This window comes from Parabacteroides goldsteinii DSM 19448 = WAL 12034, assembly GCF_000969835.1.
In the GTDB taxonomy this organism is placed as follows: domain Bacteria; phylum Bacteroidota; class Bacteroidia; order Bacteroidales; family Tannerellaceae; genus Parabacteroides; species Parabacteroides goldsteinii.
Genome location: NZ_KQ033912.1, coordinates 3,505,568 through 3,531,919, shown reverse-complemented (window position 1 = coordinate 3,531,919; position 26,352 = coordinate 3,505,568). Strand labels below are relative to the sequence as shown.

The 26,352-nt window shown below is 45.4% G+C and carries 25 protein-coding genes, 1 tRNA gene and 1 rRNA gene; 6 read left to right on the top strand and 21 right to left on the bottom strand.

Features of this window, described 5'->3' with window-relative positions; all coding sequences use genetic code 11:
• Positions 1-1,515, bottom strand: a 16S ribosomal RNA gene (locus HMPREF1535_RS13105); the annotation flags it as partial.
• A gap of 707 nt (positions 1,516-2,222) precedes the next feature.
• Positions 2,223-2,855: a hypothetical protein gene (locus tag HMPREF1535_RS13100; RefSeq protein ID WP_046146337.1), complete on the bottom strand. Its 633-nt coding sequence runs from the start codon at positions 2,853-2,855 to the stop codon at positions 2,223-2,225.
• A 130-nt stretch (positions 2,856-2,985) separates the two neighbouring features.
• On the opposite strand from HMPREF1535_RS13100, the gene HMPREF1535_RS13095 reads away from it, so the two are divergent.
• Together HMPREF1535_RS13095 and HMPREF1535_RS13090 are read left to right on the top strand one after the other, a co-directional pair.
• Complete coding sequence (locus tag HMPREF1535_RS13095) at positions 2,986-4,419, top strand: sensor histidine kinase (protein WP_224264373.1); 1,434 nt, start codon at positions 2,986-2,988, stop codon at positions 4,417-4,419.
• Entirely contained in the window at positions 4,416-5,099 is a 684-nt protein-coding gene (locus tag HMPREF1535_RS13090; RefSeq protein WP_046146335.1) for a response regulator transcription factor, read from the top strand. The genes HMPREF1535_RS13095 and HMPREF1535_RS13090 overlap by 4 nt, the downstream gene beginning before the upstream one ends.
• A gap of 5 nt (positions 5,100-5,104) precedes the next feature.
• On the opposite strand, the gene HMPREF1535_RS13085 is transcribed toward HMPREF1535_RS13090, so the two are convergent.
• From HMPREF1535_RS13085 to mltG, 5 genes are all read right to left on the bottom strand, one after another.
• Positions 5,105-5,893 carry a 4Fe-4S binding protein gene (locus HMPREF1535_RS13085; RefSeq protein WP_046146334.1) on the bottom strand — a complete coding sequence of 263 codons (789 nt, stop codon included), beginning with the start codon at positions 5,891-5,893 and terminating at the stop codon, positions 5,105-5,107.
• Between the two features lie 5 nt (positions 5,894-5,898).
• Positions 5,899-6,405: a peroxiredoxin family protein gene (locus tag HMPREF1535_RS13080; RefSeq protein WP_009859487.1), complete on the bottom strand. Its 507-nt coding sequence runs from the start codon at positions 6,403-6,405 to the stop codon at positions 5,899-5,901.
• 5 nt (positions 6,406-6,410) lie between these two features.
• Positions 6,411-6,992, bottom strand: a complete 582-nt coding sequence (locus tag HMPREF1535_RS13075; RefSeq protein ID WP_009859488.1) for an indolepyruvate oxidoreductase subunit beta — start codon at positions 6,990-6,992, stop codon at positions 6,411-6,413.
• Positions 6,989-8,587 (bottom strand): thiamine pyrophosphate-dependent enzyme, encoded by a 1,599-nt coding sequence (locus HMPREF1535_RS13070; RefSeq protein ID WP_046146333.1) that lies wholly within the window; start codon positions 8,585-8,587, stop codon positions 6,989-6,991. The genes HMPREF1535_RS13075 and HMPREF1535_RS13070 overlap by 4 nt, the downstream gene beginning before the upstream one ends.
• A gap of 83 nt (positions 8,588-8,670) precedes the next feature.
• Positions 8,671-9,714, bottom strand: a complete 1,044-nt coding sequence (gene mltG, locus HMPREF1535_RS13065) for an endolytic transglycosylase MltG (RefSeq protein ID WP_046146332.1) — start codon at positions 9,712-9,714, stop codon at positions 8,671-8,673.
• Between the two features lie 146 nt (positions 9,715-9,860).
• Here mltG and HMPREF1535_RS13060 point away from each other — a divergent pair.
• A tRNA-Ser gene (locus HMPREF1535_RS13060) sits at positions 9,861-9,947 on the top strand.
• A 251-nt stretch (positions 9,948-10,198) separates the two neighbouring features.
• Positions 10,199-10,507 (top strand): hypothetical protein, encoded by a 309-nt coding sequence (locus HMPREF1535_RS13050; RefSeq protein WP_010800535.1) that lies wholly within the window; start codon positions 10,199-10,201, stop codon positions 10,505-10,507.
• 76 nt (positions 10,508-10,583) lie between these two features.
• Here HMPREF1535_RS13050 and HMPREF1535_RS13045 read toward each other — a convergent pair whose 3' ends face one another.
• From HMPREF1535_RS13045 to HMPREF1535_RS13000, 10 genes are all read right to left on the bottom strand, one after another.
• Positions 10,584-10,841, bottom strand: a complete 258-nt coding sequence (locus tag HMPREF1535_RS13045) for a hypothetical protein (protein WP_009859492.1) — start codon at positions 10,839-10,841, stop codon at positions 10,584-10,586.
• A 96-nt stretch (positions 10,842-10,937) separates the two neighbouring features.
• A complete protein-coding gene (locus tag HMPREF1535_RS13040; protein ID WP_009859493.1) occupies positions 10,938-11,681 on the bottom strand; it encodes an alpha/beta hydrolase in 744 nt (247 codons plus the stop codon).
• 49 nt (positions 11,682-11,730) lie between these two features.
• Entirely contained in the window at positions 11,731-12,588 is an 858-nt protein-coding gene (locus HMPREF1535_RS13035; RefSeq protein WP_244275611.1) for a helix-turn-helix transcriptional regulator, read from the bottom strand.
• Between the two features lie 292 nt (positions 12,589-12,880).
• Positions 12,881-14,281, bottom strand: coding sequence for a class II fumarate hydratase (fumC, locus tag HMPREF1535_RS13030; protein ID WP_046146329.1), 1,401 nt, complete (start codon positions 14,279-14,281; stop codon positions 12,881-12,883).
• 56 nt (positions 14,282-14,337) lie between these two features.
• Complete coding sequence (locus tag HMPREF1535_RS13025) at positions 14,338-15,657, bottom strand: MATE family efflux transporter (RefSeq protein WP_046146328.1); 1,320 nt, start codon at positions 15,655-15,657, stop codon at positions 14,338-14,340.
• Between the two features lie 380 nt (positions 15,658-16,037).
• A complete protein-coding gene (locus tag HMPREF1535_RS13020; protein ID WP_046146327.1) occupies positions 16,038-16,406 on the bottom strand; it encodes a VOC family protein in 369 nt (122 codons plus the stop codon).
• An 89-nt stretch (positions 16,407-16,495) separates the two neighbouring features.
• Entirely contained in the window at positions 16,496-17,317 is an 822-nt protein-coding gene (locus HMPREF1535_RS13015) for an AraC family transcriptional regulator (RefSeq protein ID WP_046146326.1), read from the bottom strand.
• Positions 17,318-17,542: 225 nt separating this feature from the next.
• Complete coding sequence (locus HMPREF1535_RS13010) at positions 17,543-18,400, bottom strand: AraC family transcriptional regulator (protein ID WP_044215299.1); 858 nt, start codon at positions 18,398-18,400, stop codon at positions 17,543-17,545.
• 106 nt (positions 18,401-18,506) lie between these two features.
• Positions 18,507-18,878 (bottom strand): DUF4907 domain-containing protein, encoded by a 372-nt coding sequence (locus tag HMPREF1535_RS13005; RefSeq protein ID WP_046146545.1) that lies wholly within the window; start codon positions 18,876-18,878, stop codon positions 18,507-18,509.
• Positions 18,853-19,854, bottom strand: coding sequence for a Kelch repeat-containing protein (locus HMPREF1535_RS13000; RefSeq protein ID WP_046146544.1), 1,002 nt, complete (start codon positions 19,852-19,854; stop codon positions 18,853-18,855). The genes HMPREF1535_RS13005 and HMPREF1535_RS13000 overlap by 26 nt, the downstream gene beginning before the upstream one ends.
• Before the next feature lie 264 nt (positions 19,855-20,118).
• On the opposite strand from HMPREF1535_RS13000, the gene HMPREF1535_RS12995 reads away from it, so the two are divergent.
• Together HMPREF1535_RS12995 and bamG are read left to right on the top strand one after the other, a co-directional pair.
• Positions 20,119-21,441 (top strand): DUF4270 family protein, encoded by a 1,323-nt coding sequence (locus HMPREF1535_RS12995; RefSeq protein ID WP_046146325.1) that lies wholly within the window; start codon positions 20,119-20,121, stop codon positions 21,439-21,441.
• Positions 21,428-22,630 carry a BamG family beta-barrel-assembly machinery protein gene (bamG, locus tag HMPREF1535_RS12990; RefSeq protein WP_046146324.1) on the top strand — a complete coding sequence of 401 codons (1,203 nt, stop codon included), beginning with the start codon at positions 21,428-21,430 and terminating at the stop codon, positions 22,628-22,630. The genes HMPREF1535_RS12995 and bamG overlap by 14 nt, the downstream gene beginning before the upstream one ends.
• Before the next feature lie 11 nt (positions 22,631-22,641).
• On the opposite strand, the gene HMPREF1535_RS12985 is transcribed toward bamG, so the two are convergent.
• The 4 genes from HMPREF1535_RS12985 to HMPREF1535_RS12970 form a co-directional block, all read right to left on the bottom strand.
• Positions 22,642-23,688, bottom strand: a complete 1,047-nt coding sequence (locus tag HMPREF1535_RS12985; RefSeq protein WP_046146323.1) for a DUF2776 domain-containing protein — start codon at positions 23,686-23,688, stop codon at positions 22,642-22,644.
• A 102-nt stretch (positions 23,689-23,790) separates the two neighbouring features.
• Positions 23,791-24,228 carry a LytR/AlgR family response regulator transcription factor gene (locus HMPREF1535_RS12980; RefSeq protein WP_010800543.1) on the bottom strand — a complete coding sequence of 146 codons (438 nt, stop codon included), beginning with the start codon at positions 24,226-24,228 and terminating at the stop codon, positions 23,791-23,793.
• A 150-nt stretch (positions 24,229-24,378) separates the two neighbouring features.
• Positions 24,379-25,137 carry a LytR/AlgR family response regulator transcription factor gene (locus tag HMPREF1535_RS12975; protein ID WP_046146322.1) on the bottom strand — a complete coding sequence of 253 codons (759 nt, stop codon included), beginning with the start codon at positions 25,135-25,137 and terminating at the stop codon, positions 24,379-24,381.
• 20 nt (positions 25,138-25,157) lie between these two features.
• A complete protein-coding gene (locus HMPREF1535_RS12970) occupies positions 25,158-26,342 on the bottom strand; it encodes a sensor histidine kinase (RefSeq protein ID WP_046146321.1) in 1,185 nt (394 codons plus the stop codon).
• Positions 26,343-26,352: the final 10 nt, after the last annotated feature.

The window sequence follows — 26,352 nt, the reverse complement described above, 5'->3', positions numbered from 1 at the left end:
CCAGCCGCACCTTCCGGTACGGCTACCTTGTTACGACTTAGCCCCAGTCATCGGTTTTACCCTAGGCCGATCCTTGCGGTTACGGACTTTAGGTACCCCCAACTCCCATGGCTTGACGGGCGGTGTGTACAAGGCCCGGGAACGTATTCACCGCGCCATGGCTGATGCGCGATTACTAGCGAATCCAGCTTCACGAAGTCGGGTTGCAGACTTCGATCCGAACTGAGATGAGGTTTGGAGATTAGCATCCGCTCACACGGTAGCTGCCCTTTGTCCCCACCATTGTAACACGTGTGTCGCCCCGGATGTAAGGGCCGTGCTGATTTGACGTCATCCCCACCTTCCTCACAGCTTACGCTGGCAGTCTCACTAGAGTCCTCAGCATGACCTGTTAGTAACTAGTGATAAGGGTTGCGCTCGTTATGGCACTTAAGCCGACACCTCACGGCACGAGCTGACGACAACCATGCAGCACCTCGCAAATTGCTATTACTAGAGACTCTGTTTCCAGAGCTGTCAATATGCGTTCAAACCCGGGTAAGGTTCCTCGCGTATCATCGAATTAAACCACATGTTCCTCCGCTTGTGCGGGCCCCCGTCAATTCCTTTGAGTTTCACCGTTGCCGGCGTACTCCCCAGGTGGATTACTTAACGCTTTCGCTGTGCCGCTTACTGTGTATCGCAAACAGCTAGTAATCATCGTTTACTGCGTGGACTACCAGGGTATCTAATCCTGTTTGATCCCCACGCTTTCGTGCTTCAGTGTCAGTTATAGTTTAGTAAGCTGCCTTCGCAATCGGAGTTCTGCGTGATATCTATGCATTTCACCGCTACACCACGCATTCCGCCTACCTCAAATATACTCAAGTCAACCAGTTTCAACGGCAATTTTATGGTTGAGCCACAAACTTTCACCGCTGACTTAATTAACCACCTACGCACCCTTTAAACCCAATAAATCCGGATAACGCTCGCATCCTCCGTATTACCGCGGCTGCTGGCACGGAGTTAGCCGATGCTTATTCATATGGTACATACAAAAAGGAACACGTTCCTCACTTTATTCCCATATAAAAGAAGTTTACAAACCATAGATCCTTCATCCTTCACGCGACTTGGCTGGTTCAGGCTCTCGCCCATTGACCAATATTCCTCACTGCTGCCTCCCGTAGGAGTCTGGTCCGTGTCTCAGTACCAGTGTGGGGGACCTTCCTCTCAGAACCCCTATCCATCGTGGACTTGGTGAGCCGTTACCTCACCAACTATCTAATGGAACGCATGCCCATCTATCAGCGATAATTCTTTAACAAATATTTCCATGTGGAACCCCTGTTTTATGCGGTATTAGTCCGACTTTCGCCGGGTTATTCCCCTCTGATAGGTAGGTTGCATACGCGTTACTCACCCGTGCGCCGGTCGCCACCAATGTATTGCTACATCGTGCTGCCCCTCGACTTGCATGTGTTAAGCCTGTCGCTAGCGTTCATCCTGAGCCAGGATCAAACTCTTCGTTGTTTAAATTGTTTTTATATCTATGCTCAGAATTCGTATTTATTTCAAGTTTTTGACGGTATTAATTTTTAATACTTGTACTACTTGTTGATATGTAAATCTTTCAAAGAACTTTCGCTTTCTTTTCGATTGCGGCTGCAAAGGTAAGGACTTTTTTTTAACTACCAAATTTTTTAGAAGAAAATTTGAAAGGTTTTTTTTGAGTCGCTGTGGCGGTTGGAATTTTGCTTAGAACCTCTAACCTCATCCCCTTTCCTCAGGTTACCTCTTTCATCATGTTGGTGCGCCGTTCTCTCTCGAATGCGGGTGCAAAAGTAGTAGATTACTATATACGATCCAAACTTTTTACCAACTATTTTTCATTTATTTTTTCACGGCAGGCACTGTAATATAATGTACGCACAAAGAAGACTGAAAAAATATTCCTCACTTACCGGTACTACCCGCATCTTTCGATTCGACTATACGGTTACTTTAGGTTTTTGTCAACTTATTTCAGGACACGACTTCCCTTTCTTTTATTCGTTCAATATATATCGAATGAATAATACACTATTATCAAATGAATAAAGCATATATGTCTTCTTTGCGTTTGATATATATCAAACGAATCACTTATACTGTAGCCGGGCTGAGTTATATACAAGTATATACAGAAAACGAAGGAAGGAAAAAGGTATCTATACATAACCTTAAAAAACTCAGGATTACTAAATATTTTTCTTCCCATATTTAAAAATATAACTAAAACCAATCCCTATTTCTATAGGAGTCGATGTTTTCAGTTTCTTATCAAATTCAACAATTCCTGATTTATAATAATCCAACGTGCTATATCCCAACCAAGCGGCTATAGAAAAAGAACGACCTACCGGATACTGATAACCAGCCTTTATTACATATTCGAATTCGTGATGAATAGATTGCCCCTTATTTGACAAACGATCGAAATTCCAATTCAGTCGGTTGTAAGCAAATTTATTTTCAATAAAGATATAATGGGAACGATCAATTTTTTCTTCGTATTTAATTGGCAAATAAAACTTCGGAGAGATATGAAGAGAAAAAAAAGAACCTTTATAGACTAAATTATCCCCTCTTAATCCTCCCAACCCAACTCGCTGTGTAAAACCACCTCCACCAAAACCAGCATTAACCCCAAAGAAAGGGACAAAATCAAATTCATATCCGATATCAGCGGCAATAACTCCAGGATTACCTATTTGGCTCAATGTGTAATGCCAACCGAATAAATATTTGAAACCGGCATTAATCTTCTGTCCTTCCTGAGCATAAGATACGACAACAGGCAATAGCAATAATAAAACCAGTATCTTCTTCATATTATTCTTTCGTTTAAGACAATACAAATATAGAAAGAGCCCCCTAATCAAACCGTTACCACATTGCCATCTACTGTTATTTAGTGTTACCACCGGAATGAACGAAGACAAATCAAGTTATATTTGTAATATGAAATTACAAATGCGTCTTATACTGATCTTCGTTTCCTTATCGGTCCTGGGAATATTCTTTTTCCAGGGATATTGGTTATGGAATAGTTATAACATAGAAAAACAACAAATCAGAAGAATTATCAACGAAACACTTCAGCAAGCAATTAATGAAGATCTGACAGAGCGGATGGAAAAAATGAAAAACGACACGACACCCGGTGCACCTCACGGCCAAGTGGAGTTCAGTTTTTCTATGGACAGTACTTCCCATACAGCCTCCCAACAGACACCCCGGAAATATTATTCCCGTACCCGGCTCCAATTATCCAATGAAACCGACAGCACCGTTTTTCAGGCTTATAAACCGGAAAACACCCCCATGATGAGAATGGCATTCAAAGGAATCTGGCAAGCTATTAACGGGATTTCTCCTGTAAACATTGAAAAAACCGACAGCCTATGGTCAACCTTTCTCAGTGCAGAAGGTATATACAACCGTCATTTTATCGACTTTACACTAGGCACAGACACTCTTCTGGCTTCTTCTTTACCGGACAACCAGAATCCAACCAATTTGCTTGCCACCCAAAAAATAGGCGTTAACAGTGACGATAGTATCGGCATGCAAGGATTTATCATTGCACCCGGAGAGACAGTACTCAAGCGGATGGGGCCATTGTTTCTCGCCTCATTCTTTCTGATTATCATTACGACAACTTGTTATATCTACCTGATACGAACCATTTTACACCAGAAAACGATCGCCCAGATAAAAAATGATTTTGTCAACAACATGACCCATGAACTGAAGACTCCGATCACCATTACTTACTCAGCTATCGACGCTTTGCAAACATTCAATTTCGTCGAACAAAAAGAGACACGGGAGGAATATTTCACACTTTGCCGCCAACAATTAAAGCATCTTTCCGGTCTGGTTGAAAAGATACTTAGCATGGCTGTCGACGAGCGCAAAAACTTCCGGCTGCAAAAAGAGACTTTCCGGATAAAACCGGTCATAGATAATCTGGCACAACAGCTTACGCTAAAAACAGATAAACCTGTTTCTTTTCAGATCGTCTGTGAACCTGAGGAACTGACGATATATGCCGATAAACTGCATTTCACCAATGTAATCAGCAATATGCTCGATAATTCAATCAAGTACTCCGGAAAAAGCGTACTAATCTCCATTCGGATAAACCGAATAGAGAAAGGGACTCAAATCGACCTGACAGATAACGGTATAGGCATCCCTACCGTTCAACTAAACCGCATATTCGAACGTTTCTATCGTGTCCCCAAGGGGAATATACATGACGTGAAAGGTTTCGGACTCGGACTCAGCTATGTCAAAGACATCATAGAGCGGCACAACGGGACTATTACCGTTGAAAGCAAAGAAAAAGAAGGAAGTACATTTACTATTATAATACCGGAAAAGAAATGATACATGTATTATTGGCCGAAGATGAAATAGCATTAGCTAAAATAATCAAAGACAGCTTGGAAAGCCGCCGGAAATTCCAAATTACAATTGCGGCAAACGGCAATGAAGCAATGTCTTTATATCACCGCTCAAAACCGGATATCCTGGTATTGGATGTGATGATGCCTCAAATGGATGGATTCACGCTTGCCAAAATGATCCGTCAAACCGACACACAGACACCGATCTTATTCCTTACCGCACGCTCATCGGTCGATGACCTGGTAACCGGTTTTCACCTGGGAGGAAATGATTATCTGAAAAAGCCGTTCGACATGGAAGAATTGATCGTTCGCATCCTCGCCCTATTGAACCGTCCGATAATCATAGAAGAAGAAAAACGACCGGAAGTTTTCAGCATCGGTCAATATACGTTCGATTACCCCCGTCAGACGTTACAGATAAGCGACCAAACAGAAACATTATCGCATCGGGAAGCCGAGATTCTACGCATGCTCTGCCAACATACGAATGATGTATTGCACCGTAAACCGGTTTTACTGGAGTTATGGGGAGACGATTCCTTTTTCAATGCCCGCAGCATGGATGTTTTTATCACCAAGCTACGTAAAAAATTAAAAGCCGATCCCTCGGTTCAGATTGTGAACATCCGGGGGATCGGCTATAAACTGATCATATAGTAAAATCAAATAAACAATTCAGGTTCGCGACGTGCGCTGAAGTTTTTATGAAGCATAGCCGTATAGGGAGTATCGAAAGTACGGGCCCCTTCCGGACATTCTTTTACGCAGGCACAGCATTTAATACAAAGCGACGGATCACTGAACATACGATCATCGACAATCGATATCGCCGCAACAGGGCATACATCGATGCAATACTCACATTGTGTACACAAATCCTCATCCGTCACAGGAGCCTGTGGAGTGGAAGGACCTTTTACTTTGTACGGGAAATTTCCTTTTACCTCCAACGGCTGTAAATCCGTCAACGTCGATACGTTATCCAGCTTCTTCAGAATTTCGCTACCGAATTCGGATGCTTTCAACAAATCGTCCTTATCCGGCCGACCGGCGGCAATAGGCATATCTTTCCGACTGTATGAATGCTCACCGATAAAGGCACCGGCACTCACCGGCACGAATCCCTGAGCGGAAAGCGCATCGCTTAACTCCTTTAAAGCGTCTTCGTAATCGCGGTTTCCGTAGACTACGACAGGAATAACCGGAGTTGCGTTTCCTTTAAACATACGGATGCGATCCATAGCCGTCTCCGCAACGCGGCCTCCATATACAGGAACCGCAACGATTACCAGTTCATTCCCTCCCATCGAAAGCAGTTCCTTCAATCCTTCATGGGTAATATCCGATTCGGACAAAGTATCCGCTTCCAACGCTTCGGCAATTGCATAAGCTATTTTTGCAGAAGTATGCGTCGGAGAGAAATAAATCAAATGTATATTCTGATATTGCATATCGTTTACTTTAAAGATGCACCAATCTTATCCATCAATCCGGCAAACTCCTCTTCGGTATATCCCTTGCCGGCATACATCACTTTTCCGTCTTTACCTATCAGATAAGTACGGGGAATCAGGTTCTTTGCAAATGCTCCAAAGATGGCACGGTTCTTATCCGGATACAACGGGAAGGTGAAACCTTTTTTCTCATTATACTTTGCCAACTCGGCATCTGTATGTTCACGTCCAATCACCAACATCTGAAAGTTTTTATTATCCTTAAACTTCGGCCACAACTTCTGCTGTACTTCCGCCAGTTCTTTCTGACAGGGAGGACACCAGGTTGCAAAGAAATTTATCAGCACTACTTTCCCTTTCAGGGAAGCAGACGAGATTTGTTTACCATCGTCGGAAACGATCGTGAATGCAGGCATCTGGTCGCCCACTTTTATAATATCACCATCGTTCTGAGCACGGGCTACAAACGCGAAAATTGCAAGCAGGACGGTTAAGAGGTACTTCTTCATAGGCTTTATTTTATTCTTTGGGCAACATCGTAACCGGCTTTCAGGGCTTTCAGGTTCATCTCAACCACTTCTTCCCCTTTACGACCGAAGATACGACGGATACCGTCTTCTATTTTATTATACTCAATTCCAATAAAAGGAGCAGCAGCACCCAACATCACGATATTGGCGGCACGGGCCGTAGCGACTTCCTTAGCTATAGCTTCCACATCCAGGATAACCTTATGCGGCAATTTATCCAGCTCTTCGTTTACTTTCTCCATATCCGGATAATTAGGGATATTGACAAACGGCTGTGAATTAGTCACCAACCAACCATCTTCTTTCAGATAAGGAAGATAACGGAGACTTTCCATCGGTTCCAGGGAAATGATCAGGTCGGCATGTCCCTTCGGAATCAGGTCGGACGCGATCGGCTGGTCAGACAAACGCAGGTTCGACTGTACGTCGCCACCACGCTGGCTCATTCCGTGAACTTCCGCCTGCTTCATATACAAACCTTCTTTCAAAGCGGCTTCTCCAATAACGGCGGCAATAGAGAGGATACCTTGTCCTCCTACACCTGACAATATAATATCTGCTCTCATTTCTTGCTTGCTTTTTTCTTTCTTGTTAATGTCTGGATACATTCACGACGCGGGATCAGGACAGATACGCCTTTGTATTCGATCTCTTCGCGGATGATCTGTTTCATTTCTTCGTAATTCTTCTTCAACGGGATCATAACACGGATATGAGCGGGATCGACACCGATACCTGCACAGATAGCTTCCAGGCGTCCTGTTCCGGCTGAATCCTGTCCGCCGGTCATAGCCGTTGTTTCATTATCGGAAATCACGATTGTGATGTTTGTATCCTCATTGACACAATCCAGCAAACCGGTCATACCGGAATGCGTGAAAGTAGAATCACCAATTACCGATACGGCCGGGAATACACCGGCATCAGAAGCCCCTTTCGCCATTGTAATGGAAGCCCCCATATCGATACAAGAGTCGATTGCACGGAACGGAGGCAAAGCTCCCAATGTGTAACAACCGATATCGCCGAATACTTTCGGGTCTTTATATTCAGCCAGCACCTCATTCAATGCTTCATACACATCGCGGTGACCGCAACCCTGGCATAATGCAGGCGGACGCTGTTCCACCACTTCGGGGATAGCATAGTAACTGGTAATATCTTTGCCTAAAGCCTTGCCTACGGCATCCGGAGTCAACTCGCCGTCACGCTGTAAAGTCCCGTCCAAACGGCCGTGAACAGTTATCCCTTTACCCAGGAACCCTTTCAATTGTTCTTCCACAACCGGATAGCCTTCTTCAAGCACCAGAATTTCCTTACATTCACCGGTAATCTTTTCCACCAACTTACGTGGCAACGGATATTGAGTAATCTTCAATACCGGATATTCGAACCCGTCAGGATAATTCTCCGACAGATAGTTGAATGCAATACCGGTTGTAATGATACCCATCTCTTTGTTGGGAGCATCGAAATACTGGTTATATTTTGAACTTTCAGCCGCTTCGGTAAACCCTTTCTGCGCTTCCAGCAATACTTTGAAACGTTTGCGTGCCAAAGCCGGAAGCAAGATAAAACGCTGACGGCCGTCAGGCGGACAACTCATCGTATTTTCTTCCTTGATCGGACGCGTTACCACACCGGCACGAGAGTGCGCCATACGGGTAGTAATACGCATCAAGATCGGATAACCCAGTTTTTCTGAAAGCTCGAAACCTTCATACACCATATCGTATGCTTCCTGCTGGCTGGATGGTTCCAACATCGGGATCATAGCAAAATTTCCATATACACGGTTATCCTGCTCGTTCTGTGATGAGTGCATGGAAGGGTCGTCGGCCGTAATAATAATCATACCACCGTTGATACCGCTCATTCCGGCATTCATAAAGCAGTCTGCCGCCACATTCAGTCCGACATGTTTCATACAGCAAAGCGAACGCTTTCCGGCATAACTCATACCTAAAGCTGCCTCCATTGCTGTTTTTTCATTCGTACTCCAACGGCTGTGTATCCCCCGTTCTTTCGCTACTGCCGAGCCTTGTATATACTCGGTAATTTCAGTTGAAGGGGTACCCGGATAGGCATAAACACCGGAAATACCGGCATCGATCGCAGCCTGTGCGATAGCCTCATCCCCCAAGAATAGTTGTTTTTCCATGTATATTTGTTTTCTTAAATTGATTTTTATGTTATACCAACAGCCAAAGATACAGCTTTTACCATAAACAAAAAGCAAAAAGCCTACCGAATCTTTCTCCTGTTCAGTTCAGCCCGGTAACGGTTTGCATTGCGATTATGCTCTGCCAGCGTTGCCGCAAAATTATGCCGGCCCGAAAAATCTTCTTTGGCGCACATATAAAGATAATTATGCTTCATATAATTCAAAACGCTGTCCATCCCCTTGATAGTCGGGACACGCAGCGGTCCGGGCGGCAACCCGGCATATTTATATGTATTATATGGAGAATCTATTTCCAGATGTTCGAACAGGATGCGTTGCAAGGTAAAATCACCCACTGCAAATTTGACGGTAGGATCGGCTTGTAACGGTATGCCACGATGCAAACGGTTCAGATACAAACCGGCCACAATCGGATATTCATCTGCCGCAGCCGTTTCTTCCTCTACGATGGAGGCCAGGATGGCGACTTCCGCAGGCGTCAGATCAATCGCTTTTGCCTTCTCCAGACGTGCTTCCGTCCAGAAGACTTTATATTCACGATTCATACGTTGCATCAGTTTTTCAGCGGGAATATTCCAATAGACCTCATAGGTATTCGGAATAAACATGGAAAGAATTGTTTCGGTTGTAAATCCCAGCGAATCGCAATAAGCCGAATCGTTCAGCAAGACCAGTAAGTCCTCTTTATCCAGCATCAACTGTTCGTCCAACCGCTCCACCAGATCATCTTTAAAGCGGATATTATTAAAGGTAAGACGGGTTGCCACCTGATGACCGCGCCGCAGATCGTTCAACAGTTCCAGGTTGCTCATTCCCGGCGATACCGCATATCGGCCGGTCTTCATATTTCCCTGGTATTGCAGGAATCCGGCCAACTGTTTAAAACTTCCGATACGATTGCAGCCGGCCGAATCAATCAACTGACGGCAAAGTTCGCCGAAATCCTTGTCTTTTCCTATATACAGATAAACCGTTTCTTTGGGAGTAAAGTTAGGCGCCCATGCCAGACGGTATCCCCAGAAACCTGTGCCCGCCAGCAAAAAGACTAAAAATACGACAATCCCAATTAGTATATTACGCTTCCCCTGTTTTTTCTTATTCATTTTTTCCTCCAATAAAATACTGATTATCAGAACAGGTCACAAAAGTAATACCTTTTTCCGAAAAAATAGATGCAAAATCCTTTGTTTATTTAAAAACATCCGCCTATCTTTGCAGCGCAATTCTAAGGAAGAAGCACAGAACACATGGAAGTGTGGGTGAGTGGCTGAAACCACCAGTTTGCTAAACTGACGTACTCGTAAGGGTACCGGGGGTTCGAATCCCCCCGCTTCCGCTCCAAAGGCTGTTAGTCGAAAGATTGACAGCCTTTGTTGTTTTACCCCCTAAAACGAACCTGCCATTGAGGAAAATTTCATCACATTTCCCCAATTCCACATCCCCATTCTACAGTCTGGCACAATCACGAATACGCAATACTGTTTGATTATCAACACACAAGCAATCATACCATCCGTTTGGCACACGAATTGAATTACATTAAGCGTATTAGTAATAAAAGATTGTTGAATTAAAAAAATTAAGATCATGAAAAAGGTATTAGTAGTAATGGCAATGGTTATGGGTGTTGGTTGTATGAGTGCTATCGCAGCAGAAACAAGTGTTGATTCAGTAGCTTGCTGTCAGTCTACTCAGGATGAGTACACAAAGGTTGAAGTGGCAGATGTTCCCGAAGTAGTGAAAACAGCAGTTGAAAAAGCCTATGCAGGCCAGACCATCAAAGAAGCCTCTGTAGCAGAAAAAGACGGAGCCAAGACTTATAAACTTGTTATCGCTACAGCCGAAGGTACGGAAAGCACAGTTACCTTCAATGACAAAGGCGAAGAAGTAAAATAAAATTTAATAACAACAGTTATGTCGGTTAAGACAAACGTCCGGATGTCCCCAGGGAAGTCCGGACGTTTTGTTGTTTTTAGCTCTCATGTTTTTCAGCCCATTCAAATATAACCGGACTCTGCACATCCACACCGAACTCCGCCGCTTTTTGCAGGATACGGTAAGCCAGCAACGGCTTCTTATCCTCGGGTGCATATCTGAAATAAGATTCGGCTGCCCTTACATGGGCCGCATCGGGCATAGGAAACTCACGGGTTTCCGGAAGGCCAAAATCAGAGGAAGGAAGTTCCTTGCGTTCTTCTGTCGTCAACTTGTCACTAAACCTGTTTACCATAATCATTTATTTTCGATTGTTCATTATAACCCACTCAACAACCAAAAAGCTCATTTCTATTGCCTGATTTAGCAATTATTCTATTAAAACAGGGAATCAATCCTCTTTCTTCAGCAAGATGATATCCAGAATGGAACTGACTGTATCCGCTTTTTTGACCACCATCAGATGATCGCCTCCCTCAACGGGAAAAACATTTTCAAGCCGGTCATAAGGAAAGATCTGATCGGCCGTGCCATGAATATGATAAAGGTGTTCGCTCTTATTGTCCGGTACCCAGTCAGTGATCTGTTCTACCGCCCATTTGATATATATGGGATCGGTAACAGTCATATACTCTGCCAGGTCGGAATTGGAGGCATTATATACCAGGCGGTTAAAGGCATTGGTAATAAAGTCGGTCGACGAGAAAAGCCGTTTAGGCATAAACTCCATCAGGTTGACTTTCCTGACTGCCTGGAAAAGAATAGGGATTTCCCTTTTGCTTTTAAAGGAAGAAATGATAACGCACTTCTCCGGTTTCAGAAAAAGTGTCATCTCCTGCATGATAACGGCACCAAAAGAATAACCGATCAGGATAAACGGGCGCGAGGTGTCGATCGTCTTTGCCATCTTATGGGCATACTCCGACAATGATTCGTCGGGGCTGGGAATAAACCATTCAATATAGGCTTTTTTATACCCCTTCGGAAGCCGCAGTTTGTCAAAGACCTTACAGTTATAGCACATCCCGGAAATAAAATAGACAGTAATATCCTCCGCCTCCTTTTTCCAAAGCCAGTTTACCAACGATGACAAACGTCTCCACAGTCCGGGTGATTGCACTTTACTTCCTTCCATATATCATTTTTACTTTATAAGCATAAAGATAGTGGTTTTGTTCAAATGATCATCTATCGGCTTTCAGCTGACGTAATAATTCGGAAGGAGTGCAGCCAAACTGCTGCTTGCAGAAACGTGTAAAATGAGTCGCCGAGTTAAACTTATACAACCGCATAACATCACTCAGCGTATTTCCCGGTTCGGCCAGTTTGAAACGCACATGTTTTGCTTTTTGTTTCAATAACCATTGATGGGGAGAGATTCCGAACTCTTCCTTGAACTTATTATTAAAATTCGTACGTCCCATACCGGCTATTTTTGCCAACCCGTCCACCTGGTCCACCTTCAGATAATTTTCAAGTATGAGGGAACGGAAATCCAGCGATTTTCCAACGACAGGATGAAATAAATAAGCCAACTCTTCTTTTCGATAAAATCCCCGAAACAGCAAAAACAGCTCCATCGACTTTATCTCATGCAAATGCTTGCAGTTCATCTTCGACTCCAGGTATTCTATGATAGTCTCCAGGAATAAACGTAAAGGCGGATATATAACAGTCGGCTGATAATCATACTCGATCTCACGACTAAGGGGAGCCAGCGATTGAAGTTCCAGTTTATTGCAAGCACCGGGGAAACGGTCAAACGTAAATATAACAAGGTTGGAATCAGATAATATCTTACAGAAAAAATCAGAGGACTTCGGGATCAATATAAACTCATCCGACCGGATGATTCTGTTTCTTTGCTCATTACAACAAATAACAGCTTCACCTTCCAGGAAAAAGATCAGATGATGGCAATCCTTGTCCTGCTCTTTCAGTTCACTCTCCTCTCTTACTATACGATGTTTAAATCCAACTAAAATATCCGGAGAATAATCTTTACAAGATATATGCTCTTCCAAATAAAGTAACTTTTTCATTACATCCCCCATTTTTAATTCCGACATTAGTGTTTCCTCATATTTACCTTTACAACGGTATCGCATTCAGTCGGTTATTCACTCACTATACAAAAGGCTCATTTCACAATTTGAAACAAATGTATAACTTTTTCCGGTTAAACAACTCACATATCCATCGTTAATGTTTACATATCTGCTACGGAAATACGGCGAGGCTATTATTGTCCGGCGCTTTCCGAAAATAAAAAAGTGCAGTTCCTGCATATACTACAAAAACAGCACTTTATCAATTACTTATCAGAAAATTAAGTTACTCAATCCTGCCTACCATTCCGGAAGGATCCACCCATTCATCGAACTCTTCGGCCGTAAGCAACCCGGAATCAACGGCTGCCTGCTTCAACGATTTGTTTTCACGAAATGCTTTCTGGGCAATCGAAGCTGCTTTATAATAACCGATCTTCGGATTGAGTGCCGTCACCAACATCAAGGAGTCGTCCAGATGTTTCTTTATAGTCTCTTTTACCGGCTGGATACCGACAGCACAATGGTCGTTGAAACTCCGGCAACCATCACCGATCAGCCGCGCGCTGTGCAGAAAATTATAAATAATCATCGGCTTGTACACATTCAACTCAAACTGCCCCGACGCACCGCCTACGGAGATCGCCACATCGTTCCCCATGACCTGCGCTGCAATCATGGTGAGAGCTTCGCACTGGGTCGGGTTCACTTTCCCCGGCATGATAGACGAGCCCGGCTCATTTTCCGGCAAACGGATTTCACCGATCCCCGCACGCGGACCGGAACCCAGCATACGGATATCGTTAGCTATCTTCATCAGGCTGACTGCGACGCCTTTTAACGCACCGTGCGTTTCAACGATCGCATCATGGGTTGCCAGCGCCTCGAATTTATTGGGTGCCGTGACAAACGGCAGACCGGTCAGTTCCGATATTTTCTTTGCCACCTTCTCCCCGTAGTTTTCCAGAGTGTTGATACCGGTACCGACAGCCGTACCTCCCAGCGCCAGTTCCGCCAGATGCGGCAATGTATTCTTTATCGACTGGATGCCGTATTCCAGTTGGGCGGCATACCCGCTGAACTCCTGCCCCAAAGTCAAAGGAGTCGCATCCATAAAATGAGTACGCCCGATCTTGACGATCGGCATGAACTCCCGGCTTTTCATGACGAGGGTACGGTGCAACAACTCCAGAGACGGAATCGTGTTCTCCCGAAGCATCTTATAAGCGGCGATGTGCATAGCCGACGGGAACGTATCATTAGACGACTGCGATTTATTCACATCGTCGTTAGCCATCAGGACCTTTACCTCATCGGTCAGTTTTCCGCCATTCAGGACATGTGCACGGTTGGCAATCACTTCATTCACATTCATATTGGTCTGCGTACCGCTACCAGTCTGCCAGACCACCAGGGGAAACGCCTCATCCAGGCGGCCCGCCAGTATCTCATCGCAGACACGTACTATCAGATCGCACTTTTCCGCCGACAGCACACCTGCATCCTTATTGGCCAGCGCAGCTCCTTTTTTGAGGTAGGCAAAGGCATAAATAATCTCTTTGGGCATACGGTTTATATCTTGTGCAATCTCAAAGTTTTCGATACTACGTTGCGTCTGCGCTCCGTAATAAGCATCCACGGGAACCCTGACGATTCCCATGGTATCTTTTTCTATTCGACATTCCATAACTTCTTCTTATTCGTTTTTCTTATAAAACCATTCAGATTATGAATTGTTTACGATTACAACCGGTATGTCTTTTTATATACACACTTCATGTACCAATAAGATAAGACGAAGAGAGACAGGACATAAATATGTTCCGTCGTCCAATACACAGCGAGAGGGAGATTCGGGGTTGCGGACAATACATACAGGTATATCACATAGAAAACCGTCGTAACCACTTCAAAAAGGAAAGCCGTACGGGTCCTTCCGGTTCCGGTAACGGCATTGCAATAAATATGAGCCGCAACCGAAAAGAGGTAATTAGCCAGCATGACCGTAAAAGGCCAGAAGGCAATCCGGATCAACTCCTCATTCTTCGTATAAACGCCCAACACCGCATCGGAGAAAAAGAAGGTCAGCACAATCAAAGGAAGTCCTACAAAATAACCCAGGCAAACCATTTTACGGCACAAAGGCATCACCTTTGCGTATTCGCCTGCCCCTATCAGATTGCTGACCAACGATCCCGTTGTTGTCGAGAATGAGCAGACGATCACAAAAAAGACCGTCGATATGCTCCGGATGATATTGGCTACAGCCAGTATGTTTTCTCCCAGATGTTCAATCATCACGAAAAAAAAGAACCAGGGAGCCACACTGATAAAAGCATGCATCATACTCCACACGGAGAGATGAAGCAAACGGAGCAACAACCGCCCGTCATACACAGGCCGCAAGCCATACTGACGTTTGTCTACCTCCCGGAAGATATAGACAAGAAAGACGATTAAAAAAGACAATTCAGACAAGGTCGAAGCCAGAGCGGCGCCGGAAATACCCAACCGTGGAAACCCTGCATGACCGAATATCAACAGGTAATTCAGTAGGATATTGGTCGTCACCATAACCACGGCCCCAACAGTCAACACCTTGGTTTTGATAATCCCGACAAAGAAAGAACGGAAAGCCAGTGCCGGGAAAGTAAACAGAAGCCCGAATGTCCGCCAGTCGAGATAATCCATTACGGCACCATAGACCTCATCCGAAGTGACCAATCCGGATAAAATAACCGGTGCAATCCATTTGGATAACAGGAACAGGAAAACCGCCAGCACTACCAGGAAAAACAATCCCTGAAAAAACACCTTTCCTGTTTCATCGTATTTCTGTTCGCCGTTACGGCGTGCCACCATGACCTGCAATCCGAGGCTAAAACCAAAACCCAGCATATAAAGAATCAGGTAATACATGCCGGCCAAGGCGGAAGCACCCAGCTCAACCTCCCCGTAATGCCCCAGAAATATAGCGTCGGTAATATTGATCAGTTGTTCCATTAAAATGCTCATCATCACGGGATAGTTGATGAGCCAGATCTGTTTGTATGTGAAATTCATAATTCAACTTAATATATAGCGTCGGCATACGTTCCCGCCAGAGAACATACCGCGACCATGAATACTAAAAAATAGATAGATTGTACCCTGTATAAAATAGGATAGCGAAAGTCAGGCAAAACAGTTTTTGCCTTATGTCCGGGAGAACGACGCTATATACAGAGTTGCCACTTCATAAGTTGAATAATCGGATTATTTGATTCGGGAACAAATATAGGAGTTTTTTCAGGAAATAACAAGGAGGTGCCCAAAGTCTCTATCCTGTCATCCCGGGCTTGACCCGGGATCGCATACTAAACATTGTAATCAACATAGTATAAGTTGGCGGATCTAGTCCGCCATGACAAAACAGGCTTTTACAGCACCTCCTTCAAGCATGTTTACTTATCAGAATACAATCCCAGCGTATTTCCTTCGCTATCGGAAAACATTGCGAAATAGCCGCGGTCTTCGGATTCGATCTTTGTCTTTTCGCGGACGATGCTGCCACCGTTGGCTTTGATCAGAGCAAGCGTTGCATCCATGTCGTCCACATTCAGATGGACAAGCACGCCGTTCTTTGCCGGAAGGAAGTCGGCCGCCCATGAGATAGCACCCGGAGCCAAGCCGTCCTCGTCGGGGAAGAAAGCCATCTTTTCGGATTCGCATTCCATCACGCTCAAATCCAGGTTCAACACTGTTTCATAAAACTTCACGGCTCTGCCAAAATCTGCCGTAGGGATCTCGAAGAAAGAAACTAACTTTTTCATGTTCACTTTTTTTGTCGTTAAACTATTTCTGCCAATTGACAATGCAAAGGTAGGACACGCCGAAGGGGCAAACTTGGAAAAAAAGGACATTAGTCGTTTTCGGTAGAAAAATAATCGGAATAGGGTGCACAGAGGGACAGGTATTCCTTCGGCGTATAGCCGGAGAATATTTTAAACTCGCTGATAAGATGAGGCTGGTCGTAGAAACCGCATTCGCAGGCCAGCCGCGAAAAGGTCATGCCCGGAACAGACTGCAACATATACAAAGCATGCTGGAAACGGACTATACGCAGGAAATCTTTGGGACTGATCCCTATATGCCCGGTAAACACACGCTGAAACTGCTTGGTACTTAAAAAGACGGAAGATGCCAGGTCGGATACACGTATCTCCCCTTTTTCACGGTCGATCGTCGAGATCACAGAACGCATGCGCTCCAGGTTATACGATTTCAGGGGATTTAACCGGCGAAGGAGGAATTGCTCGACCAGACGGATACAATTCCGGTCTTCTGCTTCGTATAGGAGGCGGTCTTCCAGTTCCAGCAGGTCGCGGTCGCCTGCCTCACCGGCAGTAACCTTCCGGTCACAAAATTCGCTGACCGGTATACGGAAAAACGCATTGGCGGCATAGGTATGGAAAACGACAGCCAATATCTTTATATTTCCGGTATAGCTCAGATCGGAGAAGCCGACGAACTGCCCGCACAGGACGGACTGGCTATCCAACCGGCGGGTATCCTGCCGGGTAGAAAGCGAGACCGGATTTCCGCGGTAGAAAAGCATCTGGATATTACCACACGGAATAATACGCTCGGTGCTCCGGGCAATGCTATCCGTTTCCAGCAACCAGTAATGCCTGATATAAGGAGCAAGTGCCGGCGATGGTAATACGATCTGAAATGATTCCATGGCGGCAAATATACAAATTTATCCGGCCGGGATATAACTATCGAAGTACAAAACTGTCGGAGAGCTACCGACATCATTCCGGCAATCTGCCACCCTTTTTCCGCGGACTAAGGCAGGAATCATCCTACATGATTGCCACAATCATCCCACATGATTACTACAATCATCCGGGATGATTCCTGCTTTAGTCGTATAGGCGACCATGCCGATGTCCGGCAAAGCCGTCTATTCGACCGGGACATAAATCTCGGTCATCAACTCTTCCGGTGCCGTATTGGCCGGATTGTTCAGATACTTTTCATACCCCGGGGAGTCGGCCGGTTTATAGCCGCCTTCCGGTAACAGGTGCGAATAGACCGTATCGTATACGGATTTCAGATGTTCATAAGAACCCTGATAGCGGTAAACAGCATATTTGCCGCCCGGCAACTGTTTTACTCCTATTTCACCCCGCGGTTCCGCCGGTTTGGGGAGGATAAGGCAAACGTCTGTCCGCAACTTATCCGGCTCGGTCACTTTGGGATCGTTATGATAAATACAGATATGCTCGATGCCCTCCGAGAAGAGGTTCTGTTCTTTCACGAATCCCCATAACTTTTGCCAGGCTCCGCAATAATCGAGGTTCATATACGCTCCCGACAGACGCAGGTAAGCGATCTGGCAGGCCGGAAGTTCTTTCACTTCCGCTTCTATTTTCAAATCGTGTCTTATTTCTAATGGTCTCATGATAATGTAATCTTTGTTTTTACGATATCCGTTCGGCGAAATACCATAGAACTGTTTGAACACCTTCGACAGAGAAGAGGGGACATCGTATCCAACGCGCCAGGATATTTCCTGTACCGGCATATCAGAGTGACGCAGTAACCGAGCGGCCGTCTCGACTCGCATCCTGACGATAAAGGCACCTATATTTTCACCAAGGAATGCCTTTACTATCCGATGGAAATGCCAGGGCGAAAAACCGGACATTTCTGCCAGTATATCCAGATCAATTGTTTCGCTCAAATGATTGTTGATATACTCCACGAGGATATTTACTTTACGCTGATACTCTTCCGTTGTTGCAGGTCGTTGTTCCATATTCTTTTGTATTTCGCTACAAAGATAACCTCCGGCCTGAAAACCTACTTGTCCTATCTTGCTAAAAAGAGAAAGGGCGACCATCACTGGCAGCCCCTTCCGACGTTCACGTTGAATTATCGTTTGTTTCTAAATCAGAGAGTGAATGTTTAATATCATCCATTGTTATTGAAAAATTTTCATTGTTGTTGAGCCTTTCCAGGACCAGCGCGCCGATCTTACGGGCACTGGCCTCATCCGGGAAAGACCTTAGCGTGTCAATTGCAGGAATGGTGGGCTGATATATCAACACCTTCTCATTCATCACGATCCGATAGCCCCAGCCATCCTCCAATTGAAACGTTTGCAACTCCGGTTGCCGGCCGTCCGGAGACCCCTTTTCCCCGGGACGGAAATAAATAAGTGAAATAAGTACCGGTAGCAGCACCAAGCCCCAAAGAACTTTTCTACCTTTAATAGTCATCATCATCGTATTCATAAGGGTGAAGTTCCCAAACGTCATCAAAACGGTAAGTGCTACTTTTCCCCGTTGCCACAAATCCCCTCTCACCATTGGAGAAGCCGACCGCAACCGTACGGGGCGTACCTTTAAATTTGGCTACATTCTCCCACAAATCAGTTGCAGGATAATATTTCCAGGTGTCAGAACGTAAGCTCCCGCTTTCACCGCAGGTCAGGTAGACAGCTCCGTCGATCACGAAAGCCACACCATTCATACGTGCTATATTATAATCATCGTCATAATCATCATCCGATGTATCGGCAATGTCGCGTAATTGCGTCCATGATTCCGTCGACGGGTCAAACATCCAGAAATCGTCCACATATTCTCCGTTGTTCACTCCGCAGCAGACATATGCCTTGTTGTCCAAAACAAAACTGGTGGCACCCCAGCGTTTAGTCCCCCCGATACTAACGATCTGCTGCCAGCTGTTGGAAGAAGGATTGAACGCATAGAAATCTTTCAGATAATTTCCGTCGTCACCACAACCGATATAGGCCTTTCCGCTGACACCGAAAGCTACCGCACCGTAACGCGCCGTTCCGGGGAAGTCGGCTTTCTGTGTCCAGGTATTGGTAGCAGGGTCATATTCCCAGAAATCATTCAGACGGTTCACTCTGTCATAGCCGGTTCCGAAATAACCTTTACTATCGACAGTCATGGCCACCGCTGAGTTTCGGGCTGTCCCCGGGAAGTTAGCCTTTTGTGTCCAGGAATCGCGGTCCATATCATACTCCCACAAGTCTGACAGACAGTTTTTACCATCATACCCGCAAACCAGATAGCCTTTATTTCCGATAGAGAACGAAGAGGCATCACTGCGTGCCAGGCCGTCGAAGTCGGATACGCGATACCACTTACCTATCAAATCATCATCATCGTCATCCCCACAGGATACCATTACCAGAGGCAGCAACGCCAGCAGGAATAGAAATAATCTTTTTCGTGTCATCATATAACGTGTTACTGTTTACGGTTGCAAAAGAATAAAGTATCCGAAACACCGGCAAATTAAATCGACAAATGGCGGTTCCTGTCCGACGAATGGGTATTTATGGGAGGTAAAAGGCTTTTTCGGACGTTGTTTCCGGCTTAGCGCCGACTAATCTCCGGAATCAGGCGATTAACAGAGAAATCCGGGGCATTGGCAGGTTATTCTTGCACAGGAAATACCGAATCCGGTTCTTTGTGCGGTCAATAGAATAGTATTATATATATGAAAAGAAGCCTTTTTCTGCTATGGATATGCCTGGCAACAGCCGGTTGCCTCTTCCAATCCTGCTATGACGAGAGTAATAAGTATGGTAACGGATTAGTATCTTCGGCATTCCGCAATATCAGTACCGACACCAGTACGGTGACAGTCGCAGCCATGTTGATCGACTCGCTGGAAACCTCCGGCAAGGAGCTCGTCCTGCTGGGTGAATATACGCATCCGGTATGGGGCAAAATGTCCGCCTCCGGTTATGTATCCTATAACCGTCCTTCCTATAATACCGATATAGACGAGCGCGTCGTACTCGATTCGCTTATGCTCACCTTCAGGTACGGAGGTTATTATATCGGCGACACGCTGAAGGCCCTACGCTTCAACGTACACAGGCTGACCCAGAAACTCAGGCTGGGAGACAACGGTTATCTTTACAACACCTCGTCGTTCACCTATGAAGCCGAACCATTGGCAAGCCATAGCTTTATCCCGCGGCCAAACAGCGGGGAAGAAGTGGAAGTGCGCCTCCCGGACGAAATGGGACAGGATTTCCTGACCCGTTTCCACAGCCGCGACGTACAGGTTAATTCCGATTATTTCGAAGATTATTTCAAAGGGCTGGTCGTTATTCCCGAAGGGGCCGACAACCAGTCGCTCCTCTCCTTCCTGGTGGCCGACAGTTCTGCCGTGCTCGTTCTCCATTACCATATAATAGATGAAAAGGAAAACGAACAGGAACTGACCTTTACGCCCAATACCAGCACCCAGTTCAATCATTACGAGCATGACCGGAGCGGTACGGCGCTGGAACCGTTTCCTCCCGGGCAGAAGGAAATCCCTTCCTCCCAACTGGATAACAGGGGTGTTTTGTTTGGCGGACTGGGATGGTATGCCCGCCTGGAATTTCCTTATATCAATAATATCCTTATGCAGGGAGAGCAGGTGGCGATTGAAAGCGCACTGCTAAAAATTTATCCTGAACCGGGCACGTTTTCGGCAGAGAATGCCCTGCCTGACAGCCTTTATCTTTATATCGCCGACGAGAACAACGTGGTTACCGATGCCGTGACCGACTATCTCGGTGAAGAGGTGCAAAGCGGAACATTGGTAAAAGATGATACGTATGATGAAAATACCTATTATTACTTCGACATTACCAGTTTTATGCAACAGGAACTGGGAGCTTTCGGTATGTATAAGCATAACCTGCAACTGGTATTCAACGAAGATACTTATACAAAGACATTCCGCAACCTGACCTTCAGCGACCAGCAAGGCCGTTCGCCCATTGTTTTACAGCTAATCTACAAAGTATATGAAAGTTATTAAGCATCTGACTCTATTCCTTTTACTGACAGTTACCGTCAACGCACAAAATATAATGACCTCGTCGCCTTACTCGATGTTCGGGATCGGCGAGATCGTAACGGGATTGTATGGTTCCAATTCGGCGATGGGGGGTGTATCGACAGGTATGCGCGGCACCTGGTTGCTCAATACGGAAAATCCGGCTGGCCTGACGGGGCTCGACACGCTCCGGTTGTTTGCCGAGACATCCGCCTTTATGAAAAGCGAGTCGTACCAGTCGAAAAACGGCAACAGCAATGCTTTCACCGGAAATATGTCGGCTTTCACGCTGGCAGGACGTATCATGCCGCACTGGTATATGGCAGCGGGATTGACCCCTTATTCATCGGTCGGCTATTATTTCCAGAGTACGGAACCGCTGGAAGGCTCACCCGGTTCATACTATACAAGTATGTTCGAAGGATATGGCGGACTGTCAAAGGTTTACCTGACTAATGCATTTATGTTGGGCAAGAATCTATCGGCTGGCGTCAACGTCAGTTACATCTTCGGAAACACTAAACTTACGGAAAGCCAGAGCAGCATTTCCGTAGAAAACAGAATGTACACGCATGCGTTCTATGCTGATTTCGGATTGCAATATCACCGCCAGATCGGAAAAGAGACGGTTTTTACAATCGGGGCCGTTTACGGATATAAACAGCGTCTGAGCATTGAAAATTCGATCGCGATCGTTTATAGCAGCAGCGAAACAGAGGAAAGCAAAAGGAATACAACCCAATATCTGCCTCAATTTGCCGGCATAGGCGGCTCGCTGACTTACAAGAAATGTACTTATGCGCTCGACTATGATTTCCACCAGTACAGCAGCCTTTCATCGGGTGACAGCCGGGTAAAATTCAGGGATTCGCATAAGTTGCGGCTGGGGTTCGATTATTCGCCCAACGGTTATTCGTCTTCGAGTTTCTGGAAACGCAGTTCGTATAAGGCCGGGGTAAACCTGTCGACTCCTTACTTGCAGATCAACGGGCAAAAAGGTTACGCTTACCGCTTCAGTGCCGGAATGGGACTTCCGGTAACGAACGGACGGATCAACGTAGCCCTTTATTACGACAAGACCCAACTAAATAATGATGTATACGGACAGAGCACTTTCGGGATGACGGTTACATATACGCTGAGTGAGTTGTTTTATAAGTTGAAATTGTAATCGGGAGCCTTCTATTTCGAAGATGTCCCGCTCTCCAGAATGCTGACAATGGAGAATAAAGTAAAGCAGATGCCACCCAAGCCGGCTAAAACTCTGGCCGGAACAAAATAGTAAGCATGTGCGGAACCCAGTTCGAACAGGAAGGCGGACAGGAACAAACAAGTCAATGCCGTAAATATAGGTATTAACGGAATACGGTTTGATAATTTGAATTCGTGCCGCCATATTTTGGATAGCAGGATCACTTTGCTGGAAATGCTATAGCATACCAATCCCAGTCCGATCATTATATAGCCTGTTGTACCGTTTGCCGGATTGATGGTAGCCAGAATCAGGATAATTCCCCATACAGCACAAATACTTCCCATGACCAATACCATAATAGGCCAGAATTCACGTTCGGTAGGAGAAAATATATTCCTGATCTGCCGGGCAATAGTCGCAACCAGGGCAATCAGACTCGTACAGATACAGGCCAGGCCGATCATCACATGTCCGGCCACAAAATATTTCGAGTCCTCGTCGCTATAGGCTAACAGGCAGAATGCCCATATCCAGGCGGTCAAGGCGATCAGTCCGGCAATAGCAATCAGGGTCAGTCCCTGGGCACGGGTAAAAGCCTCGGGCGGAATATCATGGCCTGTCTTTTTCGAATTGACGGTAATCATGGTGAACCGGGTGGAAGAGGTGGCAGTTGTGGCTACACAAGCGGTAATCAGTCCCACTCCGCAGATTACATGACCGGCTACAAACGATGCCGTATCAGGCGACCGCATAATCCATATCCCTGCAACGACCGTCAGGATAGCCGACAAATATCCCAATGCCGGAAGCGCATACCGGCTGATCTCTCCGAAAGTATTAATGATCTGCCTGATAATGGTTGCCGCCGTTGAGAACAAGGCTATACAAATCATCCCCAAAGAAAATACGACCGGACCAGCCACAAAACGGCTCGGGTCGGTTCCATATTCATACACGAACCAGCCGTAACCGAAACAGAACAGGGCCATCAACAAAGGTATAGCCCTAAAAAGAACACTAATGCCGTAATTCATAGTCTATTTGTTTTTAATTTTCCTCCAAACAGACAGGATTACGGCATTGTTCCTCAAATTACATTTTTATAGAATCTTTTTAGTTATCAGGGACAGGGAGACCTATTCCTGCAAGGCCAACCGCCCCATAAGTGCCGGAAGGTAGGAGTCGCTGATCGGGATCAACTCGTCACCGATGCGGATACGTTTCCGTTCGATATAACTGATGTGGGAAAGAGATACGATATAAGAACGGTGCACACGGCAAAACAAACTGTCGGTGAGGTTTTCTTCAAACCGCTTCAGGCTGACCTGCGAAAGCAGCGGTTTGCCGTTCGTGCGATGAATCTTCACATAATCGCCATAGCCTTCCAGAAAAAGAATCTCTTCTTTACGAAGGCGAATGATCTTACTTCCTTCCCGAACAAAAACAGGTTGTTCAGTCTGTTCTTTGTGCAACACTTCATGCACATCAGCCAATGCTTTATCCAACTTCTCAAAATAGCCCATCAGAGCATTCAACGTAGAAGCATCTCCATCGAAAGTAATACATTTCAACATAGTCGCTTTTCTTTTAAGTTTACACTACAAATAAATAAGAATATTCGGTGAACAAAGGTTAAGAACCGATAAATGGTAGAATTGGGTCGGTGAATCGCCCGGAGGAAGAGGGTGAAAAAAATCACCTCGATGATGCAGTATTTCACCGGATCATTCTTCCATCAATATCCATTTCTTGAATACCGGGGTTTTCGTTTTACTGATAATGATACGTTCCGGAATAGGCAAAGTGAGGTTGACAGACAGGCGGCTGCCGAACCAAAGGTCAATATCCTTAATGGCTTTCCGGGAGATAATGAACTGGCGGTTGGCACGAAAAAAATGCTTTTCATCCAGTTGGTCGCCCAAGGCATCCAGAGTGCGGTCTACCGGATGCAGCTTGCCGTCGGAAGTATAAGCAGTAACCTTTTCATTCATTGTATAAAAATACTGGATATCTTCTACCTGCAACGGGTAAAATTTGTCGGTGAGCATGATCAGAAGGCTCTTTATGACGTGCCGTCCCTGTATGGTATCGTTCGTGCGCCGGATATGGGCCAACCGCTCTTCGGGGCTGAAGAGGCGCAATTTTCCTAATGCCCGTTCAAGGGAAGTCAGTGTGATCGGTTTCAGCAGATAATCGATACTGCTGACCTGGAAGGCTTGCAGGGCATACTCGTCATAGGCCGTTGTAAAAATGACCGGTGCAGCGATTTCCACCTGTTCGAATATTTTGAAGGCTGAGCCGTCAGCCAGGTGGATATCCATAAAGATAATATCCGGCTGGGGATAGTTATGGAAATAAGTAACGCTTTCCTCTATACTCTCCAGTTCGGCCACTACCTCGACAGGCATCATGGTGTTTTGCGAAAGAATTGCTTTCAGGCTACCAACAGCAGCCGTTTCATCCTCGATAATTACAGCGTTCATACAGTTTAATCTTTTAATTGTTATACCCGTCCGGTACCGTTCAGCAAAGGAAGGGTTACCTTAAAATAATCTTTCCGGTTGGAGATATGGATATCCTTTCCGGTAAGCATCCGGTAACGTCCCCAGAGGTTCTTCAACCCAATGCCGCTTCCCGTGCTCTCTTCCACCTTCGGCTGTACCCTGTTGGATACGACCAGTTGGCTCTCTTTAGTAGTATAAACGTCGATTTGCAGCGGATACTGCTTGCTGATCACATTATGTTTAACCGCATTTTCGATCAGCGGCAGAATACTCAGGATGGGCAAATGCCATAATAAAAGTGCCGGAGCCGCTTGAATAGAGAAGAATAGCTTCCCTTCATAACGGACGCCAAGGAGATAAGTATATGCTTTCACAAACTGCAATTCTTCTGCCAGCGTAACCATTTCTTTCTTGTTGCTCTGCAAGATATAACGGAAAACATTCGACAACTCATCCAGATAAGTCAATGTCTGCTCCTTCTCCCCGCTCCTGATCAGGGAGTTCAGCCCATTCAGGGAATTGAAAAAGAAATGAGGGTTGATCTGTCCCATCAAAGCATTGTATGAAGTCTGGAGTTTTTCAGTCTTCAATTGTTCATATTCAAGCATCATCTGTTGTTTACCATTCAGCAGGCGTATCAAAAGGACACTCAGCAAAACGGTTAGCAGTATAAATAGATGTTCCGTCAGAAAGGGTTTCGGGAAATCTGTCGCCCGGCTGAGAACCATAGACATATGCGGATCAGGGGAAGCAGGGGGTGTCGCTTTCTTTCTTGCCGCATCTTCCATTATAACAAAACTATCAGAACGGAACATTTGATCAACTTCCAAAAGGTCGATCATCACAAAACGGTGTATGACCGGATACATGAAAAAGAACGCAATGCCACAGACGATTGTCACACCGACAGACAACAGGATTGTTTTATATTCTTTATTACAAAACAGACGGTCGCCCAACTTATACATTTGAGAATCCAGTATAAACAGCAGAAAGGCATATACGAAAAACCAAAATAAGGAATAATAAAGAAATTCATCTCCGGACGAATAGTTCCCCGGGAAAGGGACTCCCAGCGACTGCATTTTATAAGTATGCATCAACATGGTAAAGTTGACGAATAGGCTTAACAGCACTGACACAATAAAACCAATCAGCAGATTGTTTTTTACGGAATGTTGCATAAGTGTTTTA